This is a genomic window from Psychromonas aquatilis (genome assembly GCF_038155185.1).
In the GTDB taxonomy this organism is placed as follows: Bacteria; Pseudomonadota; Gammaproteobacteria; order Enterobacterales; family Psychromonadaceae; genus Psychromonas; species Psychromonas aquatilis.
On record NZ_JBAKAZ010000036.1, the window covers coordinates 13,534 to 36,313 of the forward strand.

Sequence of the window (22,780 nt, forward strand, 5' to 3'; positions counted from 1 at the left end):
CTGACGCTATTACGCATCTTCACTAAACCAACAGATGTTACGTGCAGCCATAATTAACTCTGCTGCTTTCTCTGCATCTAGTTCTTCAATCTCTAGTAGATCATCAACAGCTTGTTCTGCTAAATCTTCTAATGTGATAACACCTTTACTTGCTAATACAAATGCAAGATGCTTTTCTAAGTTTTCAAGCGCTAATAAATCATCGGCAGGTTTTGCACCTTCCAAGTTTTCTTCTGCAGCAAGCGCTTTAGTTGCTAATACGTCTTTTGCACGAGTACGTAGCTCTTCAACCATCTCTTCTTCAAGACCATCAATAGCTAATAACTCTTCAATTGGAACGTAAGCAATTTCTTCTAGAGAACTAAAACCTTCTTCAACTAATACACCAGCAAAATCATCGTCAATTTCTAATGCGTTGGTAAACATTGTAATCACTTTGTCTGCTTCATTTTGATGCTTAGTTTGTAACTCTGCAACTGTCATTACATTTAGTTCCCAACCTGTTAGTTGAGATGCTAAACGAATGTTTTGACCGTTACGGCCAATCGCTTGTGCTAAGTTATCTTCTTCAACAGCAATATCCATGCTGTGTGTATCTTCATCAACAACAATTGATGCTACTTCAGCTGGCGCCATCGCATTAATTGCAAATTGAGCAGGATTCTCATCCCAAAGGATAATATCAACACGCTCACCGCCAAGCTCATTTGAAACAGCTTGAACACGTGCACCACGCATACCAACACAAGCACCAATTGGGTCAATTCGTTGATCGTTTGATTTAACCGCAATTTTAGCACGAGAACCTGGGTCACGAGCAGCGCCCATTAGGTCAATCATTTCTTCTGCGATTTCAGGCACTTCTAAACGAAACAACTCAACTAATACTTGTGGTTGTGTACGCGTCATGAATAATTGTGCACCACGAGCTTCAGGGCTAACCTTGAATAACAAACCACGTAGACGGTCACCTGGACGGAAGCTTTCACGTGGTAACATTTCATCACGGAAAATAACTGCTTCTGCATTCGCGCCTAAATCTAATAAAATACTATCACGAGTCATACGCTTAACAACACCAGTGATTAACTCACCTTCTTGTTCTGCATATTGAGCAACAACTTGTGCACGCTCAGCTTCACGTACTTTTTGTACGATTACTTGTTTTGCTGTTTGCGTTGTAATACGGTCAAATGTTACCGACTCAATTTCATCTTCAATATATTCGCCGACTTTAATCTCTGGATTGTCGTATTGAGCTGCTTCAAAAGTCATCTCTTTAGCAGGATACTCCATTTCAGCATCTGACTCTAATACTAACCAACGACGATAAGTATCGAAGTTACCTGTTTCACGGTCGATATCAACACGCACTTCAATCTCTAATTCATATTTCTTTTTCGTGGCAATAGACAGTGCACTTTCTAGCGCTTCAAAAATTGCTTCTCTCGGTAAGCCTTTTTCGTTTGAAACCGCTTCAACAACCAATAAAATCTCTTTATTATTCATTTTTAACGCCTTAATTAATCAAATTTTGGAACTATATTTGCTTTTTGGATATTACTCAGCGCAAAGCGCTCTTCTTTACCCTCAACAGCAACGGAAATAATTTCACCATCAACGCTGCTTATTACACCTTTCCATCTACGACGGTTTTGAATAGGCATACGCAATTGAATTTTAACTTCTTCGCCAATAAATGCTGCATACTGAGGTGCTGTAAATAGTGGTCTTTCTAAACCTGGTGAAGACACTTCTAATGTGTATTCATTAGTAATTGGATCTTCAACATCCATGATCGCACTTACTTGACGACTTACTGCTGCACAATCATCAACTAGAATGCCAGCTTCTTGATCAATATAAACACGTAACATCGAGTGCTTACCTGCTCGAATATATTCAATACCAACTAACTCATAGCCAAGGTCTTCTACACTTGGCGCTAACATTTCCGTTAGACGCTCTTCTAAACTTGCCAAATCTATCCCCTTTCAGAAACAAAAAAAGGGCATAAAGCCCTATTTCAATAACAACTTATGTTTATTTTTGATAAACATAAGTTGTCAGTAAACGTATTTTCAAAAAATCAAATACGCAAATAACAAAAAAGCCCCAATAAATTGGAGCTTCATTCGTTTTGTTTGATTAAATCAAACAAGATATTGCCATTAGTTTCCGCAATATCGAATGTAGTTGCAAAAGTTAGATTTAAATCTTTCTTTCGCGATTGAAACTTTACTTTAATTGTACAAGTAACTTCAATAGTACTTGCGAAGACGGCGTGTCAATCTACCAGCTTCACTAGTGTTTTATTAAGAGTTGAGCCCGACGAGCTTTCCTTAAAACATACACTTGAATGTGGTTGCGAGAGCAGGATTTGAACCTACGACCTTCGGGTTATGAGCCCGACGAGCTACCAGACTGCTCCATCTCGCGTCCGAACTATTGCTTAAACATTATAATAACATTCAAACGAAAACTTTTATAAAGTGATAAATCACTTGTTGCGAGAGCAAGATTTGAATCTACAACCTTCGCCTTTTACCGCTAAGAAAGAGCCCGACTAACTTTCTACCAGACTGTTCTATTTCGCGTCCGAACTATATTTAAATGTTAAGAACACTTAAATTAAATTTTTGTTATATGAGGTATAAAATAGGACTTCTACTTCATGCCTTGAAAACGAGCGTATTATAACGAGATCGTGTTTCAAATGCAATTATAAAACTAAAGTTGGTGCGGATAGAGAGACTTGAACTCTCACGGCCTAAGCCACAGCCCCCTCAAGGCTGCGTGTCTACCAATTCCACCATATCCGCGTTAACTATTACTCTGGGATCTCAGAAGAAGTATCAACTTCTACTGGCGCTTCAGCAGCTTCTTCAATTGCTAAATTAGAGTATTCATCATTAGTTGATACATGATGACTAGAAAGGTTACCTAACACTAAGCTGATTACAAAAAAAGCTAATGCTAAAATACCTGTCGTGCGAGTCATAAAGTTACCTGAACCGCCTGCACCAAATACTGTGTTTGAAGCGCCAGAGCCAAATGAAGCGCCCATGCCAGCTCCTTTACCTTGCTGGATCAATACAAAACCAACTAAAATAACTGAAACAATTATATAAACAACTAACAGTATCTCATACATATTTAAACTACCTAATTTATCTTATTGAACTTCATTTGCTCCCACAAAGAAGCGGACGAATACTACCCAATGCGGATACAAATCACAAGAGAATATTGCTACAAATTACTCGCTTTCAAGTTTACGCGGTAAAACCGTATAAAAAACCATCAGCGAGTAACTTAATCTAAGGTTAGAACAGTAAATCCCTTAAAATTACGCTTTTACTTTACTCGCAATTGATTCCGCATAACCTCTTACTGTTTCTTCACTTTCATCAGCTTCCACCATCACACGGAAAACCGGCTCTGTACCAGACTTTCTTAATAAAACACGGCCACGATCACCTAAGATCTCTTCGACTTTAGCTAACTCAGCTAACACATCCGGATCGCTGAGCGGATCGATAGCATTATTATAACGAACACTTTCTAATATTTGCGGGTATTTACGCATACCTTGACGTAAATCATGCAAGCTCATACGACTGCCTTGCATTGCACTAATCACCTGTAAACCTGAAACGATTCCATCACCTGTTCCGATATGCTCAGCACAAATAACATGGCCAGAGTTTTCAGCACCAATAGACCAACCATTTTTCTTCATTAGCTCCATTACATGTCGATCACCAACATCGGAACGGTCAAATGGGATACCTAATGTTTTAAGCGCTTGCTCTAAACCTAAGTTAGACATTTTAGTACCTACTGCACCACCATTTAATGTCCCTTTACGTAACTTATTACGAGCAATAATATATAAAAGCTCATCACCGTCTAGCACGTAGCCAGTATGGTCAACCATCATTACTCGATCACCATCGCCATCAAAAGCAATACCAAAGTCAGCTTTTTCTTCAACCACTCGAGCGGCAATCGCATCCATACTTGTTGCGCCACAATTTAAGTTAATATTAACGCCATTAGGCTCAACGCCCATGGCAATAACTTCGGCACCTAACTCGCTAATAACAAGCGGTGCAATGTGGTAAGTAGCGCCGTTTGCACAATCAACAACGACTTTTAAGTTTGTTAAATCATATTCTGATGGGAAAGTACTTTTACAAAACTCAATATAACGACCCGCAGCATCGGTAATACGGTAAGCTTTACCCATTTCACTGCTATCAACACATTTTAATTCTTTGTCTATTTCAGCTTCAATCTCTAACTCAACTTTCTCTGATAATTTGGTCCCCTCTTCAGAGAAGAACTTAATGCCATTATCGTAATAAGGGTTGTGTGACGCACTGATCACAATCCCGGCAGTTGCACGAAAAGTATGAGTTAAATAAGCAATCGCAGGTGTTGGCATTGGACCAACTAATGCAGGTACAACTCCTGCAGAGGTTAAACCAGCCTGTAAAGCCGCTTCAAGCATATAACCTGAGATTCGAGGATCTTTACCAATAAGTACCTTTTTACTACCTGACTTTGCCAATACTCGACCTGCTGCCCAGCCTAATTTTAATGCAAATTCAGGGGTAATTAATGACTCCCCTACTTTTCCACGAATACCATCGGTACCAAAATATTTTTTGTTCATAAAAACTCTTATTGTTATCTGTGACAAGCAATTTAAATTGAGTTGTCGCTGACAAACCAATCTGCTTATTTTAAAGTAAATAGCGCTGTTAAAGCCTAAATAATATTTATCTAATTATATATTATTTAAAAGTATTTACCTGTTTTAATACTTTCATCAAATCAACTGTTTCAGCGACATCATGAACTCGAATAATTTTTGAGCCCTGTTGCATTGCAATCATTGCTCCAGCTAAACTTCCAGCTAAGCGCTCCGTTATATCACGATTTAATAACTGTCCAAACATAGATTTACGAGAAACACCAGTTAGCACGGGAAAGCCTAAATCTAAAAATGCTTCTGTTGCATTTAACAATTCAAAATTATGCTCAAGTGATTTGCCAAAACCAAAGCCTAAATCAATAATAATATTATCCGCAGCAATACCCGCTTCAATACACTGTTTACTACGTGTGATTAAAAACTGCTTCACTTGCGCAACAACATCATCATAATTAGGCGCTGTTTGCATACTTCTTGGTTGCCCCTGCATATGCATTAAGCAAACGGGTACATTTGCTTGTACAGCCGCTTGTAAGGCTCCAGGCTCCTGTAATGCTCTTACATCATTAATAATATCCGCTCCGGCTTTAACAGCCTCTGTCATTACCTCAGCTTTACTGGTATCAATTGAGATCCAACAATCATTTTCTTTTTTAATCGCTTCAATAACAGGAATCACTCGGTCTAACTCTTCATTTAATAACACATCACTTGCACCGGGGCGTGTCGACTCGCCACCTATATCAATAATAGTTGCTCCTTGCGCTAGCATCTTTTGAGCATGTGCAATGGCTTTGTCGACCTGGGCATGTTGCCCACCATCGGAAAAGGAATCGGGCGTAACATTTAAAATCCCCATAACCTGAGGGTATTTCAATGAAAGTTGTTTATTGCGGCTAGTTAAGATCATTGGCTTATTCTTTTTGAAGGTAATAAATAAAATGCAGATTAAAAAAAACCTAAGCAAGCTTAGGTTTTTTTAAAGTCAGTATTAAAACAATAACTTATTTATTGTCTTTTTCATCTTCTGATGAAACATCTTGTTTCTGTTCAGCATCGGTAACGTCTTGCGCTTTAGTCGTATCCACTTTTTCTTTCTTAGTAGTATCTACTTTACCTTTTGCTGGTCTGGTCATATCAATTGTTGATTTTTTCTCTTTAATTGATTCAACTTCTTTCTCATTATCCCAATCACTTGGTGGGCGAACTGTCACACGAGCCATTAAATCATCAACTTGATCTGTATCGATAGTTTCATATTTAATCAATGCTTCTTTCATTGCATGAAGAATATCAATGTTATCAGTTAATAGTTTGTAAGCACGTTTGTAGTTCGTATCGATAAGGATTTTCACTTCATCATCGATAATTTTACCCGTTTCATGAGAAACCACGTTAGAACGTAAGTTACCTTGCTCTCCAGTTAATAAGATAGGACCTAGTTTTTCAGAGAAGCCCCATTCAGTAACCATTGCTCGAGCAATTGCTGATGCTTGTTTAATATCTTGCGATGCACCCGTTGATACTTTCTGAGCACCATAGATAAGTTCTTCAGCAATTCGGCCCCCGTAAGCAACTGAGATACTACTTTCTAACTCATCTTTGTTTTGTGAGATCTGATCCCCTTCAGGCAAGAACTGAGTAACCCCTAAAGCACGTCCACGAGGGATAATCGTTACTTTATGAATTGGGTGATGCTGTGGCACTAGTTTAGCTACAATTGCATGTCCCGCTTCATGATAAGCCGTTGACTCTTTATCTTTAGGTGTCATAACCAAGCTACGACGCTCAGAACCCATTAATATTTTATCACGGGCTTGTTCAAAATCTTCTTTTGAAACAGTACGTTTGTTACCACGTGCCGCAAATAAAGCCGCTTCGTTCACTAAGTTAGCTAAATCAGCACCAGAGAAACCAGGTGTTCCACGTGCTAATACCGTTGCTTTTACGTCTTCCTCTAAAGGAATTTTACGCATATGTACTTTTAATATTTGCTCACGTCCACGTACATCAGGTAACCCAACGACAACTTGACGGTCAAAACGTCCAGGACGTAATAATGCAGCATCTAATACATCAGGACGGTTAGTTGCGGCAATAACGATGATACCTTCATTACCTTCAAAACCATCCATTTCAACTAACATTTGGTTAAGTGTTTGCTCACGCTCATCATTACCACCACCCATACCAGCGCCACGTTGACGACCTACAGCATCGATTTCATCGATAAAGATAATACAAGGCGCTGATTTTTTAGCTTGCTCAAACATGTCACGTACACGTGAAGCACCGACACCAACAAACATTTCAACGAAATCTGAACCTGAAATAGAGAAGAAAGGTACTTTTGCTTCACCTGCAATCGCTTTTGCCAGTAATGTTTTACCTGTACCAGGAGGACCCACTAAAAGAATACCTGTAGGAATTCGTCCACCTAATTTTTGGAATTTACTTGAATCTTTTAGGTAATCAACTAGCTCAACAACATCTTCTTTCGCTTCATCACAACCAGCAACATCTGCGAACGTTGTTTTTATTTGGTCTTCGCTCATCAATTTAGCTTTGCTTTTACCAAATGACATTGCACCACCTTTACCGCCACCTTGCATGTTGCGCATAAAGAAAATCCAAACACCAATAAGTAATAACATTGGGAACCACGAAACAAAAATAGAAGCTAAAAAGCTTTGCTCTTCTGGTGCAGTACCTTCAACTTTTACGTCATTTTTGATTAGGTAATTTACTAAGTCTAGATCTGGAGCTGGAATATAAGTAACAAATGGTGTTTGGTTACTTTTCAAGCCTTTAATCTCTTGGCCATTGATTTGAACTTGTTGAATAAGTCCTTGGCTTACTTCTTTATTGAAGCTTGTGTAGTCTATTTGTGACTTTTGAGTGTCGTCTGATCCAAAGCCTTGGAATAAAGACATCAATACTACTGCGATGACTAACCACAATATCAGGTTTTTTGCCATATCGTTCAAGATGTAAACCTCATGTTAATAATGAAAAGAAAGTTATTGATAAAGAAGACTACTACAGTTTAAAACCCGTCGCCACTAAATAAACCTCTCGAGATCTCGCTCTTGAAGAATCAGGTTTTCTGGTTTTAACTGATTTGAATAATTTTCGTACTTCAGCAAGGTATGATTCATATTCCGCGCCCATAAAGACTTTAACAATAAAGCTGCCATCTTTGACTAATACATCGCGGCACATATCTAGCGCTAACTCAACTAAATACATAGACTTAGGTTGATCAATTCCTGTATTTCCACTCATATTAGGTGCCATATCAGATAACACCACATCGACTTTATTATCACCAATACGTGTTAACAAAGCATTTAATACGGCTTCTTCTCGGAAATCTCCTTGCAGAAAGTCAACACCAGCAATCGAATCCATCGGTAAAATATCACAGGCAATCACTTTACCTTGCAATCCCACTTTATCAACAGCCCACTGAGACCAACTACCAGGTGCAGCACCTAAATCAACAACGGTCATACCTGAACGTATCAGTTTATCTTTCCCGTTGATTTCATCTAATTTAAAAACAGCACGTGAGCGTAAACCTTGTTTATTCGCTTCTTTAACGTATTTATCATTGACATGTTCGTGCATCCATCTTTTAGAGCTACCTGATGCACTTTTTTTAAGACGATTTGTACTGTCTGATTTGGCCACAATGACTTCCTTAATGAAAGAATATTCGGATAAATAATAATCTAAATAGTAAAGGTTAATATTTAAGGGTAGAATGTCGTGTTTTCAACCCTTAATGAAAAGAAATTTGCATGAATTTATCAAAAAAACAGAAACAATTTTTAAAAGGCTTAGCCCATCCTTTAAAACCAGTTGTCTTACTGGGACAAAATGGCTTAACTGAAGGTGTCTTAGCTGAAATAGAAAATGCGCTTAGCTTCCATGAGTTAATCAAAGTAAAAGTAGCTACAGATGATCGTGAAACAAAACAGCTTATTATCGATGCGATAGTACGCGAAACAGATTCGTTAGCGATTGCTAAAATCGGGCATATTGTTGCTTTATATCGTCCAAGTGAAGCTAAAAAAATTGAATTACCACGTAAATAATTAACGTTTTAATTTAAAAATCCTAATAAAAAGCCCAGTTTAACTGGGCTTTTTATTATTTGCATTATGCATAATACTGAACATAGATATTTAACACTATGCTTTGTATTCAACCTTGATAATATCATAGTCAATCACACCACCCGGTGTTGTAATTGATATTTCATCATCTAACTTCTTACCAATTAAACCACGTGCAATAGGTGAATTAATCGAGATTAAGTTCTTTTTAATATCTGACTCATCATCACCTACTATTTGGTAAGTTACTTCTTCATCTGTTTCAGCATTAACAATAGTAACAGTTGAACCAAAGATAACTTTACCATTGTTGGTTATTTTACTAACATCGATAATTTGTGCATTAGACAATTTAGCTTCAATATCTTGAATGCGCCCTTCACAAAATCCTTGTTGTTCACGAGCGGCATGGTATTCAGCATTTTCTTTTAAATCACCATGCTCTCGAGCTTCTGCAATAGCAAGAACAATTTCAGGGCGTTTTACTGTTTTTAATTGCTCTAATTCTTCACGTAAAATATCAGCGCCTTTTGCTGTCATTGGGTATTGACTCATTGACTATCACCTTATTATGGAAACATTGTTTCATTGACTATATTTTGAAAGCGGTTATTTTACGTGAATTTTATAGATTAGTCATTGATTAAAGGAAAAATAAGATTGGTATTGTCATAAATTTGCGCTGACACATGTTGTACAGATTCTTTTCTCAGTTCGCACAAAGATTGAAAAATAATCGGCAAGTTAAGCGGCGAGTTATATGCTTCTGATTGTTGATAAATAGGCATATCTGGCGCATCTGTTTCTAAGACAAAACAACTTAATGGTAATTGGCTTACCGTTAAACGTGTCTTATGTGATTTAGGGTAAGTGATCACCCCACCAAGACCTAATTTAAAGCCCAATTTAATAAACTCATTAGCCACCTCAACACTCCCTGAGAAAGCATGATACACCCCTCCATGAGAGAACTTCGCTTGTTTTAATAGCGCCAGAACACGAGCCTGTGTTTTTACAACATGTAAAATAACTGGCAACTTTAATGATTCAGCTATCGCGAGCTGCTTTAAGAACACAGCCTCTTGTTCAGCTAATTCTGTTGTAATTAATTTATCTAAACCAATTTCACCCAAAGCGACACATTTATTATTATCAGCAGCCAATGCTTCAGTTAACAAAGACTGTAAATCACTTAATTGTGCTTCCTCAAAGGTGTCAAGAAAATGAGGGTGAATCCCTAAAGCATAATAAAAACCGACATTTTGTGCCGCCAATGCAGCCACTTCAGGCCAACGCTTAGCATCGGTACCAGGAATAATAAGCTTATTGATGTTAGCGTTCTGTAATGCTGAGTTTAATGCCTCTCTATCATCACCAAAGCAATCAAAGTTTAAGTGGCAGTGACTATCTATAAACATATTATTACGCCCTTTCAGTAACCTATAAAAAAAGCGTCCGAAGACGCTTAATGATAAACACTTAAAGTATAATATTAACTATTAATGTTCACGTGTTTTACGGAATTTCACGTCAGGATAACGTTCCATTGCCAGGTTAAGATTAACCATGGTAGGTGCAACATACGTTAAGTTGTTACTACCATCTAATGCAAGGTTATCGTGTGCTTTTTTCTCAAACTCAGCCATTTTAATTGGATCTTCACAATCAACCCAAAGCGCCGTTGCAACGCTGATACCTTCATAGATTGCATCTACTTTATATTCAGATTTTAAACGTTGAACAACCACCTCAAACTGTAGTACACCAACAGCACCAACGATCAAATCATTACTACGCAATGGACGGAACACTTGCACAGCACCTTCTTCAGATAACTGCATCAAACCTTTCAGTAGCTGCTTTTGTTTTAATGGATCTTTTAAACGAATACGACGGAACATTTCAGGTGCAAAGTTCGGAATACCGGTAAATTTCAGATCTTCACCTACAGTAAAGGTATCACCAATCTGAATCGTACCATGGTTATGCAAACCAATAATATCACCTGAGTATGACTCATCAGAAGCCCTTCTATCACCCGCCATGAAGGTTACCGCATCAGAAATACTAACCATTTTACCGGTGCGTACATGGTGCATCTTCATGCCTTTCTCATATTTACCTGAACAGATACGCATGAAAGCAATACGGTCACGGTGTTTTGGATCCATATTAGCTTGAATTTTAAATACGAAACCAGAGAAAACTTCTTCTGTTGGTTCAACAACACGCTGTACTGTTGCTCTTGGTAATGGTTTTGGTGCCCACTCCACTAAGCCATCGAGTACATGGTCAACACCAAAGTTACCTAATGCCGTACCAAAATAAACGGGGGTTAATTCACCTGCTAAAAACATTTCTTGATCAAATTCATTAGAAGCACCAACGACTAACTCCATCTCATCACGTAGATCGTCAGCATGATTTGGTAATACTTTATCTAATTCAGGATTATCTAACCCTTTAATAATGCGCACTTCTTGAATCGTGTGTCCTTGACCTGATTCATATAAGATCACTTCATCACGTAAAATATGATAAACACCTTTAAACTCTTTACCCATGCCGATTGGCCAAGTAATAGGTGCACAGGCGATATTAAGGACTTCTTCAACTTCATCCATCAACTCAATAGGATCACGCGTATCACGGTCACATTTATTCATAAAGGTAATGATAGGCGTATCGCGTAAACGTGTTACTTCCATGAGTTTGATTGTACGTTGCTCAACACCTTTTGCGGCATCAATTACCATCAAACAAGAGTCAACTGCAGTTAACGTACGGTAAGTATCTTCCGAGAAATCTTCATGCCCCGGTGTATCCAGTAAGTTTACTAGACCATCGTTATACGGGAATTGCATTACTGAGGTGGTGATAGAAATACCACGATCTTTTTCCATTTCCATCCAGTCAGACTTAGCATGTTGCCCAGATTTTTTACCTTTTACGGTACCCGCTTTTTGTAACGCGTTTCCGAATAATAATACTTTCTCAGTAATGGTTGTTTTACCCGCATCAGGGTGAGAGATGATTGCGAATGTACGTCTAGAGTTGACTGCCTCTAGAAATTTAGCGTCTGCCATATTTAGTTTTCTCTTTATATACACAGCAATGTGCGCATTATAATGTTCTTTAGAATGAGTGAATTATAAATTTGGCAGGATTATAGCAAATTGAGTCGATGAATTCATTTTCTATTATTTGCAATTTTACAACCAATAATATGTTATTAATTTAACCGAGTTAATTAGCTCGCCCTATAACAGCAAACTTATAAAGCAACGGTCAGTTGTAATAATAAGTGACAACAACTAACCTTGTAATTGCATGCACTGCATTAATATCAATTAATACTATGCCTTATATTTTAACAAGCTTGTCAGCAACAAAATCACGTTTTTTAATCAACAACCAACCAATACCGCCTAATAAACCAATAGAGAATTGAATCACACCTAAACTTTCAATCAAGGCTTCAGGGTATAAAGAAACAATCGTCATTCCTAATGCACCAAATACCATGCTCGAAAACTGTATGATCGCTACTACCGAGCCTGTATCGGTATCATGCTGATCTAACATTAGGTTGGTTCCAGGTATTCTCATCATTATCACGGCTAACGTTGCAGGGGCTGCTAACCCAGCAAATAACCAAGGAGAGCTCATTCCATAGGTAAACGTAATAAACCCAACTATTAACAAAATCAAAAAACACATGGTGATTACTCTTTGTACACTGATCACTTTTGATAATTTAATATAAATCACAGGGCCAAATGAAGCGAAAAAGGCATTGAAAGCAAAAGCATAACTAAACTCTTGTTCAGTAAGATTAAAGTGATTGATATAAATGTAAGATCCTGCCGCTAAAAATGCCATTAGTGCCATTGGTACAATACAAAAAATTGCGAGTAAGAAAACAAATTTACGATGTTTTAATACCACTCCTAAACGCCCCCAAGAGCGTAATATTGAACCGGTATAACGGCTTGGCAATGTCTCGCTATAACATAAAGCAAACAGAGCCGAAAACATGCCAAAAATAGCCAGAGTAAAAAACATCATATGCCAAGAAGCGACTTTTAATAAAAAAGCACCTAAAACAGGCGCAACCATTGGCGCAATAATCACTAGCGACATAATAGTTGCCATGATTTTCTCTCGCTCACGACCATCATAAAGATCTTTGATAACAGCTGTTGCCACCACGGTAATGGCACTACCTCCAAATGCTTGAAACACTCGAAATAAAATTAAGTGCTCAACTGAGCTAGAGAAACCACAACATAAACTAGCTGTAACATAAATAAAGATACCCGTTAATAAAATAGCTTTACGCCCAAACTTTTCACTGAGCGGCCCCCAAAACAATAAACCAATGGCATAAGTAATAAAGTATGCACTCAAGGTTAAATTTACCATTGCCTGGTTAGTCTGCAGAACTTCAACCATAGTCGGTAAAGCAGGTAAATAAAGGTCCATGGTTAATGGAGGAAAAGCACTAATAATCACTAAAAAAAACAACGTGCCTCTTTTACCTAGGATCGGTTGTATTTGTTTCACATTTATCTCCACATTGATAAAAACGGTAGTTATTCGTATAACACAGCCGCTTATTAGATTTATGAGTGACTCTTGATGAGGGTTAGATTATGTCACTTGCTCTGGTAATTTATTGACTAATTAACCTGATATAGGCTAGCCGTACCACTTAAATTAGAGGTGTAAGAGCGTTAGCTGCGCAGTTTAAATGACGCAATTAATGAACACCACTCTTTAGGGTATTTATTCAAAAATATAATTTTACAAAACGGGTGCTTCCATTACTTGAAATAGTTATTATCAACAAGCTGCTGAAAGAAGTCATTCATAGAATCTTGCAGTGGTCGATAATTTACATTCAATTCATTAATGCTTTTTGTATTATCAGCAAGCCATGGAAAATTAACATTCTTTGCAATCATTTTCCTGGTCATTTTTTTATCGAAAAATGGACCTAAGAACCACACTAACCATTTAGGCAAAAGCAACTTAGGAATTGCATAAGCTTTTGCGAATTGATCGCTTAGTGCCTGTGATAAAGCAAACAAATCAGTATTATGCGCGTTCACAATATACCTTCCCTGTGCCGTATCAGTAAATCCAGCAGCAAAATGCGCTTCTGCAACTTCCCTTACATCAACAACGCCCATCCCCCAGCGTGGTACACCCATTTTTAAGGTGCCATCGCCAATCGCTTTGATTAGGGTAAAACTTTCGGAAGTAGCAAAGGGGTTGATGCCTGGACCAATCACTAATGAAGGGTTGATGACAACTAAGTCCCACTTATTTTGTTGTTTATTAATTTCCCATGCTTGCTGCTCTGCTAGTGTTTTGGAGTAAGCATAAGCTTGGTGTTCAAGTGATGATGTTGTATTCCAATGTTGCTCTGTAAAACCATTTTTTCCGACCTTTTTTAAATCACAATTATCACCATAAATAGCGGCAACACTGCTCGTTAATACAACCCTTTTCACTGTCTTTGACTTATTTGCCTGAAGCAATATATTTTTTGTACCTAATATTGCCGGGTCCAATAACTCCTTTTGTGGGTCAGACACCGTTAATTGAAAAGGTGATGCAGTATGAAATATTAATTCACAACCAAGCATAGCTTGTTCATAAGCACCTTCGATTAACAAATCCGTCGCAAAATATTTCACTGTCCCCTTACTGTTTTTAGCTATCTGATCAAGGTACTGGGTTTTCTGCTTATTATTAGGATCGCGTACTGCTGCGTGTACTGTAAAACCTGCTAATAACAACTTTTTAATCAAAACACCCGCAACATAGCCAGTTGCACCAGTCACTAATATAGGTGCACTTTTATTAATTTTACTCATGCATTCCTCGCATTCGGTTAATAGTAAACAGAATCCTTACACCATCTAAAAGATAATATGTTTATTAATGAAAAAAGGGAGGTAAACAATAAGCTTACAACTCCCTTTCATATAATAATCAAAGAATATGATTATAAAAAAAGACCTTAAACATAATTTATATTTAAGGTCTTTTTAATTTAGTAACGTATTGATTATGGCGCGATAGTATCGCCTGAATTAGCGTTAACCACTTTATTATCGGCTTCTCGACGTCTACGTTGCAAAGTAATAATAAATGCAAGTAATAATAAAGCCGGTATATAGAACCATTGTTTAGCAGGTCGTACTATCGGTACACCAACATCAACAATAATCTGGTCAAAATCAAAACCTACTTTTTCTGCAGGGCTATCAAAACCAATACCATCGACCATAATAGAGCCATCACTTTGCTCTAATAACTCTAAACCATAGTTTTCAATACGTTCTTGACCGGTTTCCCCTTCTGAAACGACTAATAACATGGTTAAAGTAACTGGGTCACCCACATCATTTTGGCCGTCAACTAAAATACGTAACTCAGTGCCAGGCTCAACGTCACCCATTGCACTCACAAGCTCAGTTCCAGGACGTTCATCATAAGGAGGAACAACATAATCCATCCAGAATCCAGGGCGGAATAAAGTAAATGCAATAACTAATAAAGCAAATGATTCCCATAATTTAGACTTAGTAATGAAGTAACCTTGTGTCCCTGCCGTAAAGATTAACATCGCCATGGTGGCGGTAATAAAGACAGCAATCCCCTCCATAAAGGTGACATCCATTAATAACAAGTCAGTGTTAAAAATAAATAGGAAAGGTAACAGAGCAGTACGCAATGAATAGAAAAAGGCCACGAACCCAGTCTTAATCGGATCTCCTCCTGACACCGCCGCTGCGGCAAAGGAAGCTAACCCAACAGGTGGAGTTACATCTGCCATGATCCCAAAATAGAATACAAACATATGTACCGCTATTAATGGCACAATCAATCCATTTTGTTGGCCTAAACTAACAATAACCGGCGCAAGTAATGAAGAAACAACAATATAATTCGCAGTTGTAGGTAACCCCATTCCTAAAATTAGACTTAAAATCCCCGTCCATAATAAGATCAACATAATATGACCCATCGACAGGAACTCAACCAGTGCAGCAAGTTTTAAGCCCACACCTGTTTGCGAAACAGCACCAACGATAATACCAGCAGCAGCCGTTGCAATGGCAATACCGATCATATTTCTAGCACCAGCAATTAAGCCATCAATCAGCTCGTTGAAACCTTGTTTTAAAGATCCTGATGTTGATTGCTTACGGAAGAAAGCAAATAAATGACGTTGCGTTAATAGGATCACAATCATTAATGTCGTTGCATAAAAGGCAGAAAGACCTGGTGATTTACGTTCGATCATTAAACACCAAATTAACACCACAACAGGTAATAAATAATGTAATCCAGATTTCACCGTTGGCCCTGTTTCAGGAATGCTTAGTACCGGAGAGTTAGGATCATCCATCACTAAATCAGGGTAGCTAGAGCTTATTTTCGCTAATACAACATAAGCCACACCAACCAGCGCGGCAACAACCCAGAAAACAAAATCAGGACTAACAACCGATTTAATAATACTCATTAAGAAGAACAGACCAAATGCTGCGATAATGGTATTACCTAGAACAATAGCACCAGTAGAGATTGTTTTAGCAAACTTATCTTTACCCGCTTTTGCTTTAAAATTGGTTAAAACAAAGTATTGAATAGCAATCACGGCTAATACAGCACCCACTCGAGCAGCAGGCGTCGCTAACATTTCATACAGAACAGAAAGGTAATAAGCGCCACCAGCAAGTGCAATAATTGGTAACAATGTCATTGCCCACGAAATCAAGACATCTTTAGCTGTTTTGCCAGTATCTTCTCGTGTTAAGCCTTTCATGTTTAACTTCATTGCTTCTAAATGAACGATATACACCAATGCAATATAAGAAATAATGGCTGGTAAAAATGCATGTTTAACAACATCAAAATAAGGAATATTGACATATTCAACCATTAAGAATGCAGCAGCTCCCATTACTGGAGGCATGATTTGGCCATTTACTGAAGAAGCTACTTCAACCGCGCCAGCCTTTTCAGAAGAAAAACCAACTCGCTTCATCATAGGAATAGTAAAAGTACCTGTTGTCACTACATTAGCGATAGATGAACCTGAAATTAAACCAGTCATTCCCGATGCGACTACAGCCGCTTTTGCTGGACCACCTCGTAAATGCCCCATCAATGAGAAAGCAACTTTAATAAAGTAGTTACCTGCGCCTGCACGATCCAGCAACGCACCAAATAATACAAAAAGGAAAACTAAGTCAGTAGATACCCCTAAGGCGATACCAAACACCCCTTCTGAGAATAACCACTGGTGATCCATGACACCACCAAATGTAGAGCCTTTCCAAGCAATTAACTCAGGTGCATATGGCCCTAAAAAGGTATAGCCAAGGAAAATAATGGCAACAACCATTAGCGGTGGACCCAATGCGCGTCGTGTCGCCTCAAGTAGCGTTAACATACCCACAATAGCAACACCGATATCAACTGGATTTGGTGCACTTGGACGATCACTTAGACGTGTTCCTAATAGGTTGTCGACAATCATTGAGTCTGCGATAAATGGGTACAGGGCACAAAAAGAAGCAACAATTGCGAGCCCCCAATCTGCCATCGGCACCTTCTCTCGTGAAGAAGCTTTAAAGGCAGGATAAGCTAAAAAGGCTAAGAAAATAGCAAAACCTAAATGCACAGATCTTGCTTCACCGCTCGAAAAAACACCCCAACCAAATACAAATGGTAATGGCGAAGCAATCCAAATTTGAAATATTGCCCAAGTAAGTGCAACGCCGGCCATTAGCTTGACAACAGATTGATTACTTGGATTTCGCCCACCTGTATCGGTGGAAGCGACGAGATCCTGTAAATCATCATCATTCATTTGTACTTTTTCTGTCATCAGAAACTCCCTGTTGTAGCGGTTATGATTACGCTCTATAGATTAATAATATAAATAAGATTTATTGAATGCTTTTATACCTAAGATACTTCCCTAGAAGAAGCTTGGGTATATTTACTTTAAAACAAAACGGGAGGATAACTCCTCCCGTGACGTTAGATAATAATTAAATTAAGTTAAATTACATCCACCCTTTTTCTTTGTAGTAACGAACTGCGCCATCATGAAGAGGAGCTGATAAGTTTTTAGTGATCATATCGCTCTCTTTTAGGTTAGCAAATGCAGGGTGCATTTTTTTGAAACGGTTAAAGTTCTCAAATACAGCTTTTACCATTTGGTATACCGTTTCAGAGTCAGTTTTCGTTGAGCTAACAAATGTTGCAGCTACACCGAATGTTGTTGTATCTGTGTCTGTACCTTTGTACATGCCCGCTGGGATACTTGTCATCGCATAGTAAGCATTATCTGCAGCAAGTTTTTGTACAACTTCATTATCAACTGGTACTAAAACAGCATCACAAGATGTTGTTGCTTCTTTGATTGAACCATTTGGGTGTCCAGCAACGAATACGATTGCATCAACTTTCCCGTCACATAGTGCAGCGGCTTGCTCTGAAGATTTAAGTTCTGACGCAACAGCGAAATCGCTTGTTGTCCAGCCCATTTTTTCCATTAAGATTTCCATGGTGCCACGTTGACCAGAACCTGGGTTACCAATGTTTACTTTTTTACCTTTTAGGTCGCTGAAGCTTTTAATATCGGCATCACTACGCGCAACAACGGTGAACGGTTCTGCGTAAACAGAGAACACAGCACGTAATTCTTTGAAAGCACCATCAGGGAATTGCTCTGGAGCCGTGCCATTATATGCATGGAACTGCCAGTCTGATTGTGCAACACCCATATCAAGGTCGCCTGATTTCAGACCATTGATATTAGTTACAGAGCCACCTGTTTTATGTGTACAGTTAATTTCATGCTCAGCAGTACCTCTATTTACTAGACGACAAATAGCACCACCTACTTGATAATAAACACCTGTTTGTCCACCAGTACCAATAACAACGTGCTTAGTTTCAGCAAATGCAGCCGTCGTCATTAAAGTTGCACCAACAGCAGCAGCCATTGCTAATTTTTTCATAAACATATTTAACTTCCTTTTTATTTAAATTTAGAGTTTATACTTAGGATTTAAGCAAGAATCAAGCCGAAAAGAAATGATATTGTATTAGACTATACATCAAAAAGTTAGCAAACAACACATTAGTAGATTGTTTAATAATCAATCAGTTAAGGTTATTTATGGTGCAAGAAAAAAATTGATGCATCATTTTAGTGCAACGTATAAAACAATACATTTCTCATTGCCAACATATTACTAAAATAAATATAACGTTAATGAACAGATAAAATGAAGTGCATTTATAAACGGTAGCAAATAATTACTAGCTGTTTCACATATTTGCGCAAAACATTTTTATATTTACACGTAATGTAAACACTCTATATCATACAAATACATAGCTTCAATAATAAAGATAAAACCGAGAACTCAATCTATGCTTAATGAAACCCACTTACCATCAATAAAAGCCCTGCGTACTTTTGTTGCTGTGGCAGACCACATGAGTTTTTCAAAAGCAGCAAAAAGTTTATTTGTTAGCCAAGGTGCGGTCAGTAAAAATATTTCTGCATTAGAACAACAATTAGGACAGCCGCTATTTAATCGACGCTTAAATGGTATTGAGTTAACCAGAGCAGGCGAACAGTACTTACCTAAAATTATTGAAGCATTAGAGATAATTCAATACACAACAGAAAGTTTAATGCTGATAGATCAAGTTGAAGAAGTGCTGTCTTTAAATGTGACTCCCTCCTTTGCAAGTTTATGGTTAATTCCACAGATCCAAGACTTTTATTGTTTAAATAAGAACATCCGCGTGAGAATTAAAACCGGCGATGGTTTAATCAAAAAAACCAATGGTGAAAGTGATATTGCTATCCGTTGCCTTCAGATCACAAAACATTATGAAAATGCCACGCTTTTACGTAAAGAGAAGTTATTACTTGTCGCTTCCCCACAGCGTCTCAAACATCAGCCAATAACCACTGTTGAAGATGTTCAACAACATAATTTAATCTTTCACCTTACTCGCCCTCAGCTATGGGAAAAATTTAAAAAGCAAAAAGGTCTAACTCAAAATAATCACTATAGTAGCACTGGTTTTGAGCACTTTTATATGTCTCTAGAGGCTGCCAAAGGAGGGTTAGGTTTAGCCTTGTTACCAGAATTTATGGTTAACAAATTAATCCAGCAAGAGGAGCTGATCAATCCTTTAGGTCTCTCTATGGAGACCCAGTACGGCTATTATATGTTTATTCCAAGCTACCGCTTATCATCAAGAAAAATATATGAATTTAAGCAGTGGATCATGGGGCGTTTAGGTGAAGAATAAGTGCTTTTAAAGCACTTATTCTAATTGATTAATGCTTGTCTAAAGCTCTCTGCACTATGAGTATTTATATGTAATGAGTCAGCTAAACCTTTGATTGCAGCGACCTGCTGCGCATTACTTTTAGCAAATTTTCCAGTGGGCGTATAATGGTTATTTTCAAATCCCACACGAATATCTCCGCCCATTAACATTGCATTCATTAAACACTTTTGTTCCTCCCTACCAAAAGCGCATGTTGCCCAGCGCTGTTTAGCTGACAATAGTTGATCACTTAAAAAAGGCAGTAGGTCTAAAGGTGTAGACTGGAGCTGTTGATGGTAACGGCCCAGTACTAATAATAGATGGTGATTTTTACTTGGTAAGATGCCCTGCTCAATTAAATAAAAATAGCGTTTTACATCTTCAGGTGAGTAAAGAATATATTGAGCAATCAGACCATTTTCAGCAATTTCATGAAAAAAACGCTCCGCTGTGGCCAAATAGGAATCATCAGGTATTAACTCTTTAAGCGCAAAAGAGGCGGCTTCAGGCTTAGTTTCGCGAATCAACAGCATCTGCTGCTCGGGTTGATATTGACCTACAGCCTCTGTTGTTAATTGAATGATAATAGACTCCCCTACTGCTTCTTTGACTGCAGATAGGGTCGCTTGATTATCATCAATAGCCAATGAATGAAGACCATTTTTGTCTCTTGCATGTAAATGCACCATAGCCGCTCCTGCATCTCGGCACGCTTTCACTTCAGTTATGATTTGCGTGTTGGAAATAGGTAATGCAGGATGATCTAAAGGTGTTTTCTTTGCCCCATTAGGCGCAACGATGATCGCAGATTTTTGTTGTTCAATGTTCATTTTTAAGACCAACCTTTAGCGGCTTCAATTAATGATGTTTTTAACTTACTCACCAACTCATCTAACTGTTCATCTGTAATAATAAAAGGAGGTGCCAAAAGAATATGGTGCCCATCACGACCGTTTATGGTTCCCGACATGGGATAACACATTAACCCATTATTCATGGCAATTTGCTTAACCACTTTGTTAGCCTGAGAATCTGCTGATAAAGGTGTTTTGGTGACTTTATCCGCCACCAGCTCAATACCAATAAAAAGCCCCTTTCCTCTAATATCCCCAATGTAAGGTAACCATGAAAGTGCTTCCTTTAATTTTGCTTGTAGCTTTTGACCTTGCACGACCACCGTTTCTAATAACTTTTCATTAATAATGGTGTTCACTGTCGCTAATGCTGCAGCACAGGCAACCGGATGCGCCATAAAAGTATGACCATGCTGAAAGAAGCCACTCCCATCAGCTATCGCATTATAAATTTTATCACTCGCAACAACCGCACCAATAGCTTGATACCCTGCTCCTAATCCTTTTGCAACTGTCACTAAATCAGGCACAATTTGTTCTTGTTCAAAGGCATAGAAACTACCCGTACGGCCAATGCCACACATCACCTCATCTAAGATTAATAGCACATTATATTTATCGCAGATTTCACGAATGCGTTTGAAGTATCCTCTTGTTGCAGGTAATGCTCCGGCCGTAGCACCTACTACAGGTTCAGCAACAAATGCCATTATATTATCAGCCCCGACCTCTAAAATTTTAGCTTCCAATTGGTCAGCAACACGATGCGAGTAAGCAAGTTCAGATTCATGCTCTAATTGGTCTCGATAAGCATAACAAGGTGATATATGGTGAACATCGGCAAGTAACGGTCTAAACTTTTCTCTACGCCATTCATTTCCGCCCACAGCTAAAGCGCCTAATGTATTGCCATGGTAGCTTTGTCGTCTAGCAATGAACTGTGTTTTGCTCGTTTCCCCGATTTCTACGAAGTATTGACGTGCCATTTTCAAAGCAGACTCAACAGCTTCTGAACCGCCACTAACAAAATAGACATGATTAAGCGGATCGGGCGCGAGATCTGTTAATAAAGTAGCAAGTGCTTCGCTACTTTCATTAGTAAAAAAAGCAGTATGCGCAAAGGGTAACGTCTCAACTTGATTGATAATGGCTTTTTTAACCGCGGAAGCATTATGGCCTAAGTTAGATACAGCAGCCCCGCCACACCCATCTAAATATTTTTTACCTGCTTGGTCATATAAATAAACACCTTCACCTGATGCAATGCAGGGTAATTTTGTATGGCAGTGTCGATGAAATACATTGGTCATGTTAATAAACCTTATTAGCTTAGAAATTCAATGAATTAAATATTCATCTTTTTTAATCAGTTTTACAAAGGAATTAAAATTCAGGGGTATGAGGAAAGAGAATAGCGAAAAGATTAAAGAACGAGTAATCAAGATTAAAAACAACCTGGGCTAAAACTCAATATGATAACAACGACACCATTCTTACACTTTCCTAGTGTATTAATTTATCTAACTAAAATAAGCGCAGCAATCCTGCACTAAAGCTAAAAAGTATTTGAGTATGGTGAGTAATAGATGAAGTAGACAAATAACAGCTTACTGTTTGAGTAATGCTTTAGGGTTAAATTATACCAATTATATTAAATAAGTGATCTAAATTTTACGCAGAAAAAATGACTT

Annotated in this window: 18 protein-coding genes and 2 tRNA genes; 2 read left to right on the forward strand and 18 right to left on the reverse strand. The window is 38.1% G+C overall.

The annotated features are described in order from the left end of the window. Window positions 1-9: 9 nt before the first annotated feature. The 9 genes from nusA to rlmE form a co-directional block, all read right to left on the reverse strand. Window positions 10-1,509, reverse strand: coding sequence for a transcription termination factor NusA (gene nusA, locus V6256_RS10210; protein WP_341598111.1), 1,500 nt, complete (start codon window positions 1,507-1,509; stop codon window positions 10-12). Window positions 1,510-1,523: 14 nt separating this feature from the next. Further along, window positions 1,524-1,982 carry a ribosome maturation factor RimP gene (gene rimP / locus V6256_RS10215; protein ID WP_341598112.1) on the reverse strand — a complete coding sequence of 153 codons (459 nt, stop codon included), beginning with the start codon at window positions 1,980-1,982 and terminating at the stop codon, window positions 1,524-1,526. Window positions 1,983-2,362: 380 nt separating this feature from the next. Next, window positions 2,363-2,439 (reverse strand) — tRNA-Met (locus V6256_RS10220). 298 nt (window positions 2,440-2,737) lie between these two features. After that, a tRNA-Leu gene (locus V6256_RS10225) sits at window positions 2,738-2,822 on the reverse strand. An 8-nt stretch (window positions 2,823-2,830) separates the two neighbouring features. Further along, a complete protein-coding gene (gene secG / locus V6256_RS10230) occupies window positions 2,831-3,154 on the reverse strand; it encodes a preprotein translocase subunit SecG (RefSeq protein ID WP_341598113.1) in 324 nt (107 codons plus the stop codon). Between the two features lie 195 nt (window positions 3,155-3,349). Beyond that, window positions 3,350-4,681 (reverse strand): phosphoglucosamine mutase, encoded by a 1,332-nt coding sequence (gene glmM / locus V6256_RS10235; RefSeq protein WP_341598114.1) that lies wholly within the window; start codon window positions 4,679-4,681, stop codon window positions 3,350-3,352. Window positions 4,682-4,802: 121 nt separating this feature from the next. Further along, a complete protein-coding gene (gene folP, locus V6256_RS10240; RefSeq protein ID WP_341598115.1) occupies window positions 4,803-5,633 on the reverse strand; it encodes a dihydropteroate synthase in 831 nt (276 codons plus the stop codon). 94 nt (window positions 5,634-5,727) lie between these two features. Beyond that, window positions 5,728-7,701: an ATP-dependent zinc metalloprotease FtsH gene (gene ftsH, locus V6256_RS10245; protein WP_341598128.1), complete on the reverse strand. Its 1,974-nt coding sequence runs from the start codon at window positions 7,699-7,701 to the stop codon at window positions 5,728-5,730. A 61-nt stretch (window positions 7,702-7,762) separates the two neighbouring features. Next, window positions 7,763-8,416, reverse strand: coding sequence for a 23S rRNA (uridine(2552)-2'-O)-methyltransferase RlmE (rlmE, locus tag V6256_RS10250; protein WP_341598116.1), 654 nt, complete (start codon window positions 8,414-8,416; stop codon window positions 7,763-7,765). Window positions 8,417-8,526: 110 nt separating this feature from the next. Here rlmE and yhbY point away from each other — a divergent pair, with 110 nt between their 5' ends. Beyond that, window positions 8,527-8,823 (forward strand): ribosome assembly RNA-binding protein YhbY, encoded by a 297-nt coding sequence (yhbY, locus tag V6256_RS10255; RefSeq protein ID WP_341598117.1) that lies wholly within the window; start codon window positions 8,527-8,529, stop codon window positions 8,821-8,823. Between the two features lie 96 nt (window positions 8,824-8,919). Here yhbY and greA read toward each other — a convergent pair whose 3' ends face one another. From greA to V6256_RS10290, 7 genes are all read right to left on the reverse strand, one after another. After that, the gene (gene greA / locus V6256_RS10260; protein ID WP_341598118.1) at window positions 8,920-9,399 is read right to left on the reverse strand and encodes a transcription elongation factor GreA; all 480 of its coding nucleotides are present in this window, start codon (window positions 9,397-9,399) and stop codon (window positions 8,920-8,922) included. Between the two features lie 77 nt (window positions 9,400-9,476). Beyond that, window positions 9,477-10,262, reverse strand: coding sequence for a TatD family hydrolase (locus V6256_RS10265; RefSeq protein ID WP_341598119.1), 786 nt, complete (start codon window positions 10,260-10,262; stop codon window positions 9,477-9,479). Window positions 10,263-10,343: 81 nt separating this feature from the next. Further along, window positions 10,344-11,930: a peptide chain release factor 3 gene (prfC, locus tag V6256_RS10270; protein ID WP_341598120.1), complete on the reverse strand. Its 1,587-nt coding sequence runs from the start codon at window positions 11,928-11,930 to the stop codon at window positions 10,344-10,346. Between the two features lie 277 nt (window positions 11,931-12,207). Further along, window positions 12,208-13,410 carry a Bcr/CflA family efflux MFS transporter gene (locus V6256_RS10275; RefSeq protein ID WP_341598121.1) on the reverse strand — a complete coding sequence of 401 codons (1,203 nt, stop codon included), beginning with the start codon at window positions 13,408-13,410 and terminating at the stop codon, window positions 12,208-12,210. A gap of 260 nt (window positions 13,411-13,670) precedes the next feature. Next, entirely contained in the window at window positions 13,671-14,729 is a 1,059-nt protein-coding gene (locus V6256_RS10280) for an NAD-dependent epimerase/dehydratase family protein (protein ID WP_341598122.1), read from the reverse strand. Between the two features lie 194 nt (window positions 14,730-14,923). Beyond that, complete coding sequence (locus V6256_RS10285; protein ID WP_341598123.1) at window positions 14,924-17,758, reverse strand: TRAP transporter permease; 2,835 nt, start codon at window positions 17,756-17,758, stop codon at window positions 14,924-14,926. Window positions 17,759-17,939: 181 nt separating this feature from the next. Continuing rightward, complete coding sequence (locus tag V6256_RS10290; protein WP_341598124.1) at window positions 17,940-18,905, reverse strand: TAXI family TRAP transporter solute-binding subunit; 966 nt, start codon at window positions 18,903-18,905, stop codon at window positions 17,940-17,942. A 412-nt stretch (window positions 18,906-19,317) separates the two neighbouring features. Between V6256_RS10290 and V6256_RS10295 the strand changes: the two genes are divergently transcribed. Beyond that, window positions 19,318-20,214, forward strand: a complete 897-nt coding sequence (locus tag V6256_RS10295) for a LysR substrate-binding domain-containing protein (RefSeq protein WP_341598125.1) — start codon at window positions 19,318-19,320, stop codon at window positions 20,212-20,214. Window positions 20,215-20,234: 20 nt separating this feature from the next. On the opposite strand, the gene V6256_RS10300 is transcribed toward V6256_RS10295, so the two are convergent. Beyond that, window positions 20,235-21,065 (reverse strand): beta-keto acid cleavage family enzyme, encoded by an 831-nt coding sequence (locus V6256_RS10300; protein WP_341598126.1) that lies wholly within the window; start codon window positions 21,063-21,065, stop codon window positions 20,235-20,237. A 2-nt stretch (window positions 21,066-21,067) separates the two neighbouring features. Next, window positions 21,068-22,399 carry an aspartate aminotransferase family protein gene (locus tag V6256_RS10305; protein ID WP_341598127.1) on the reverse strand — a complete coding sequence of 444 codons (1,332 nt, stop codon included), beginning with the start codon at window positions 22,397-22,399 and terminating at the stop codon, window positions 21,068-21,070. Window positions 22,400-22,780: the final 381 nt, after the last annotated feature.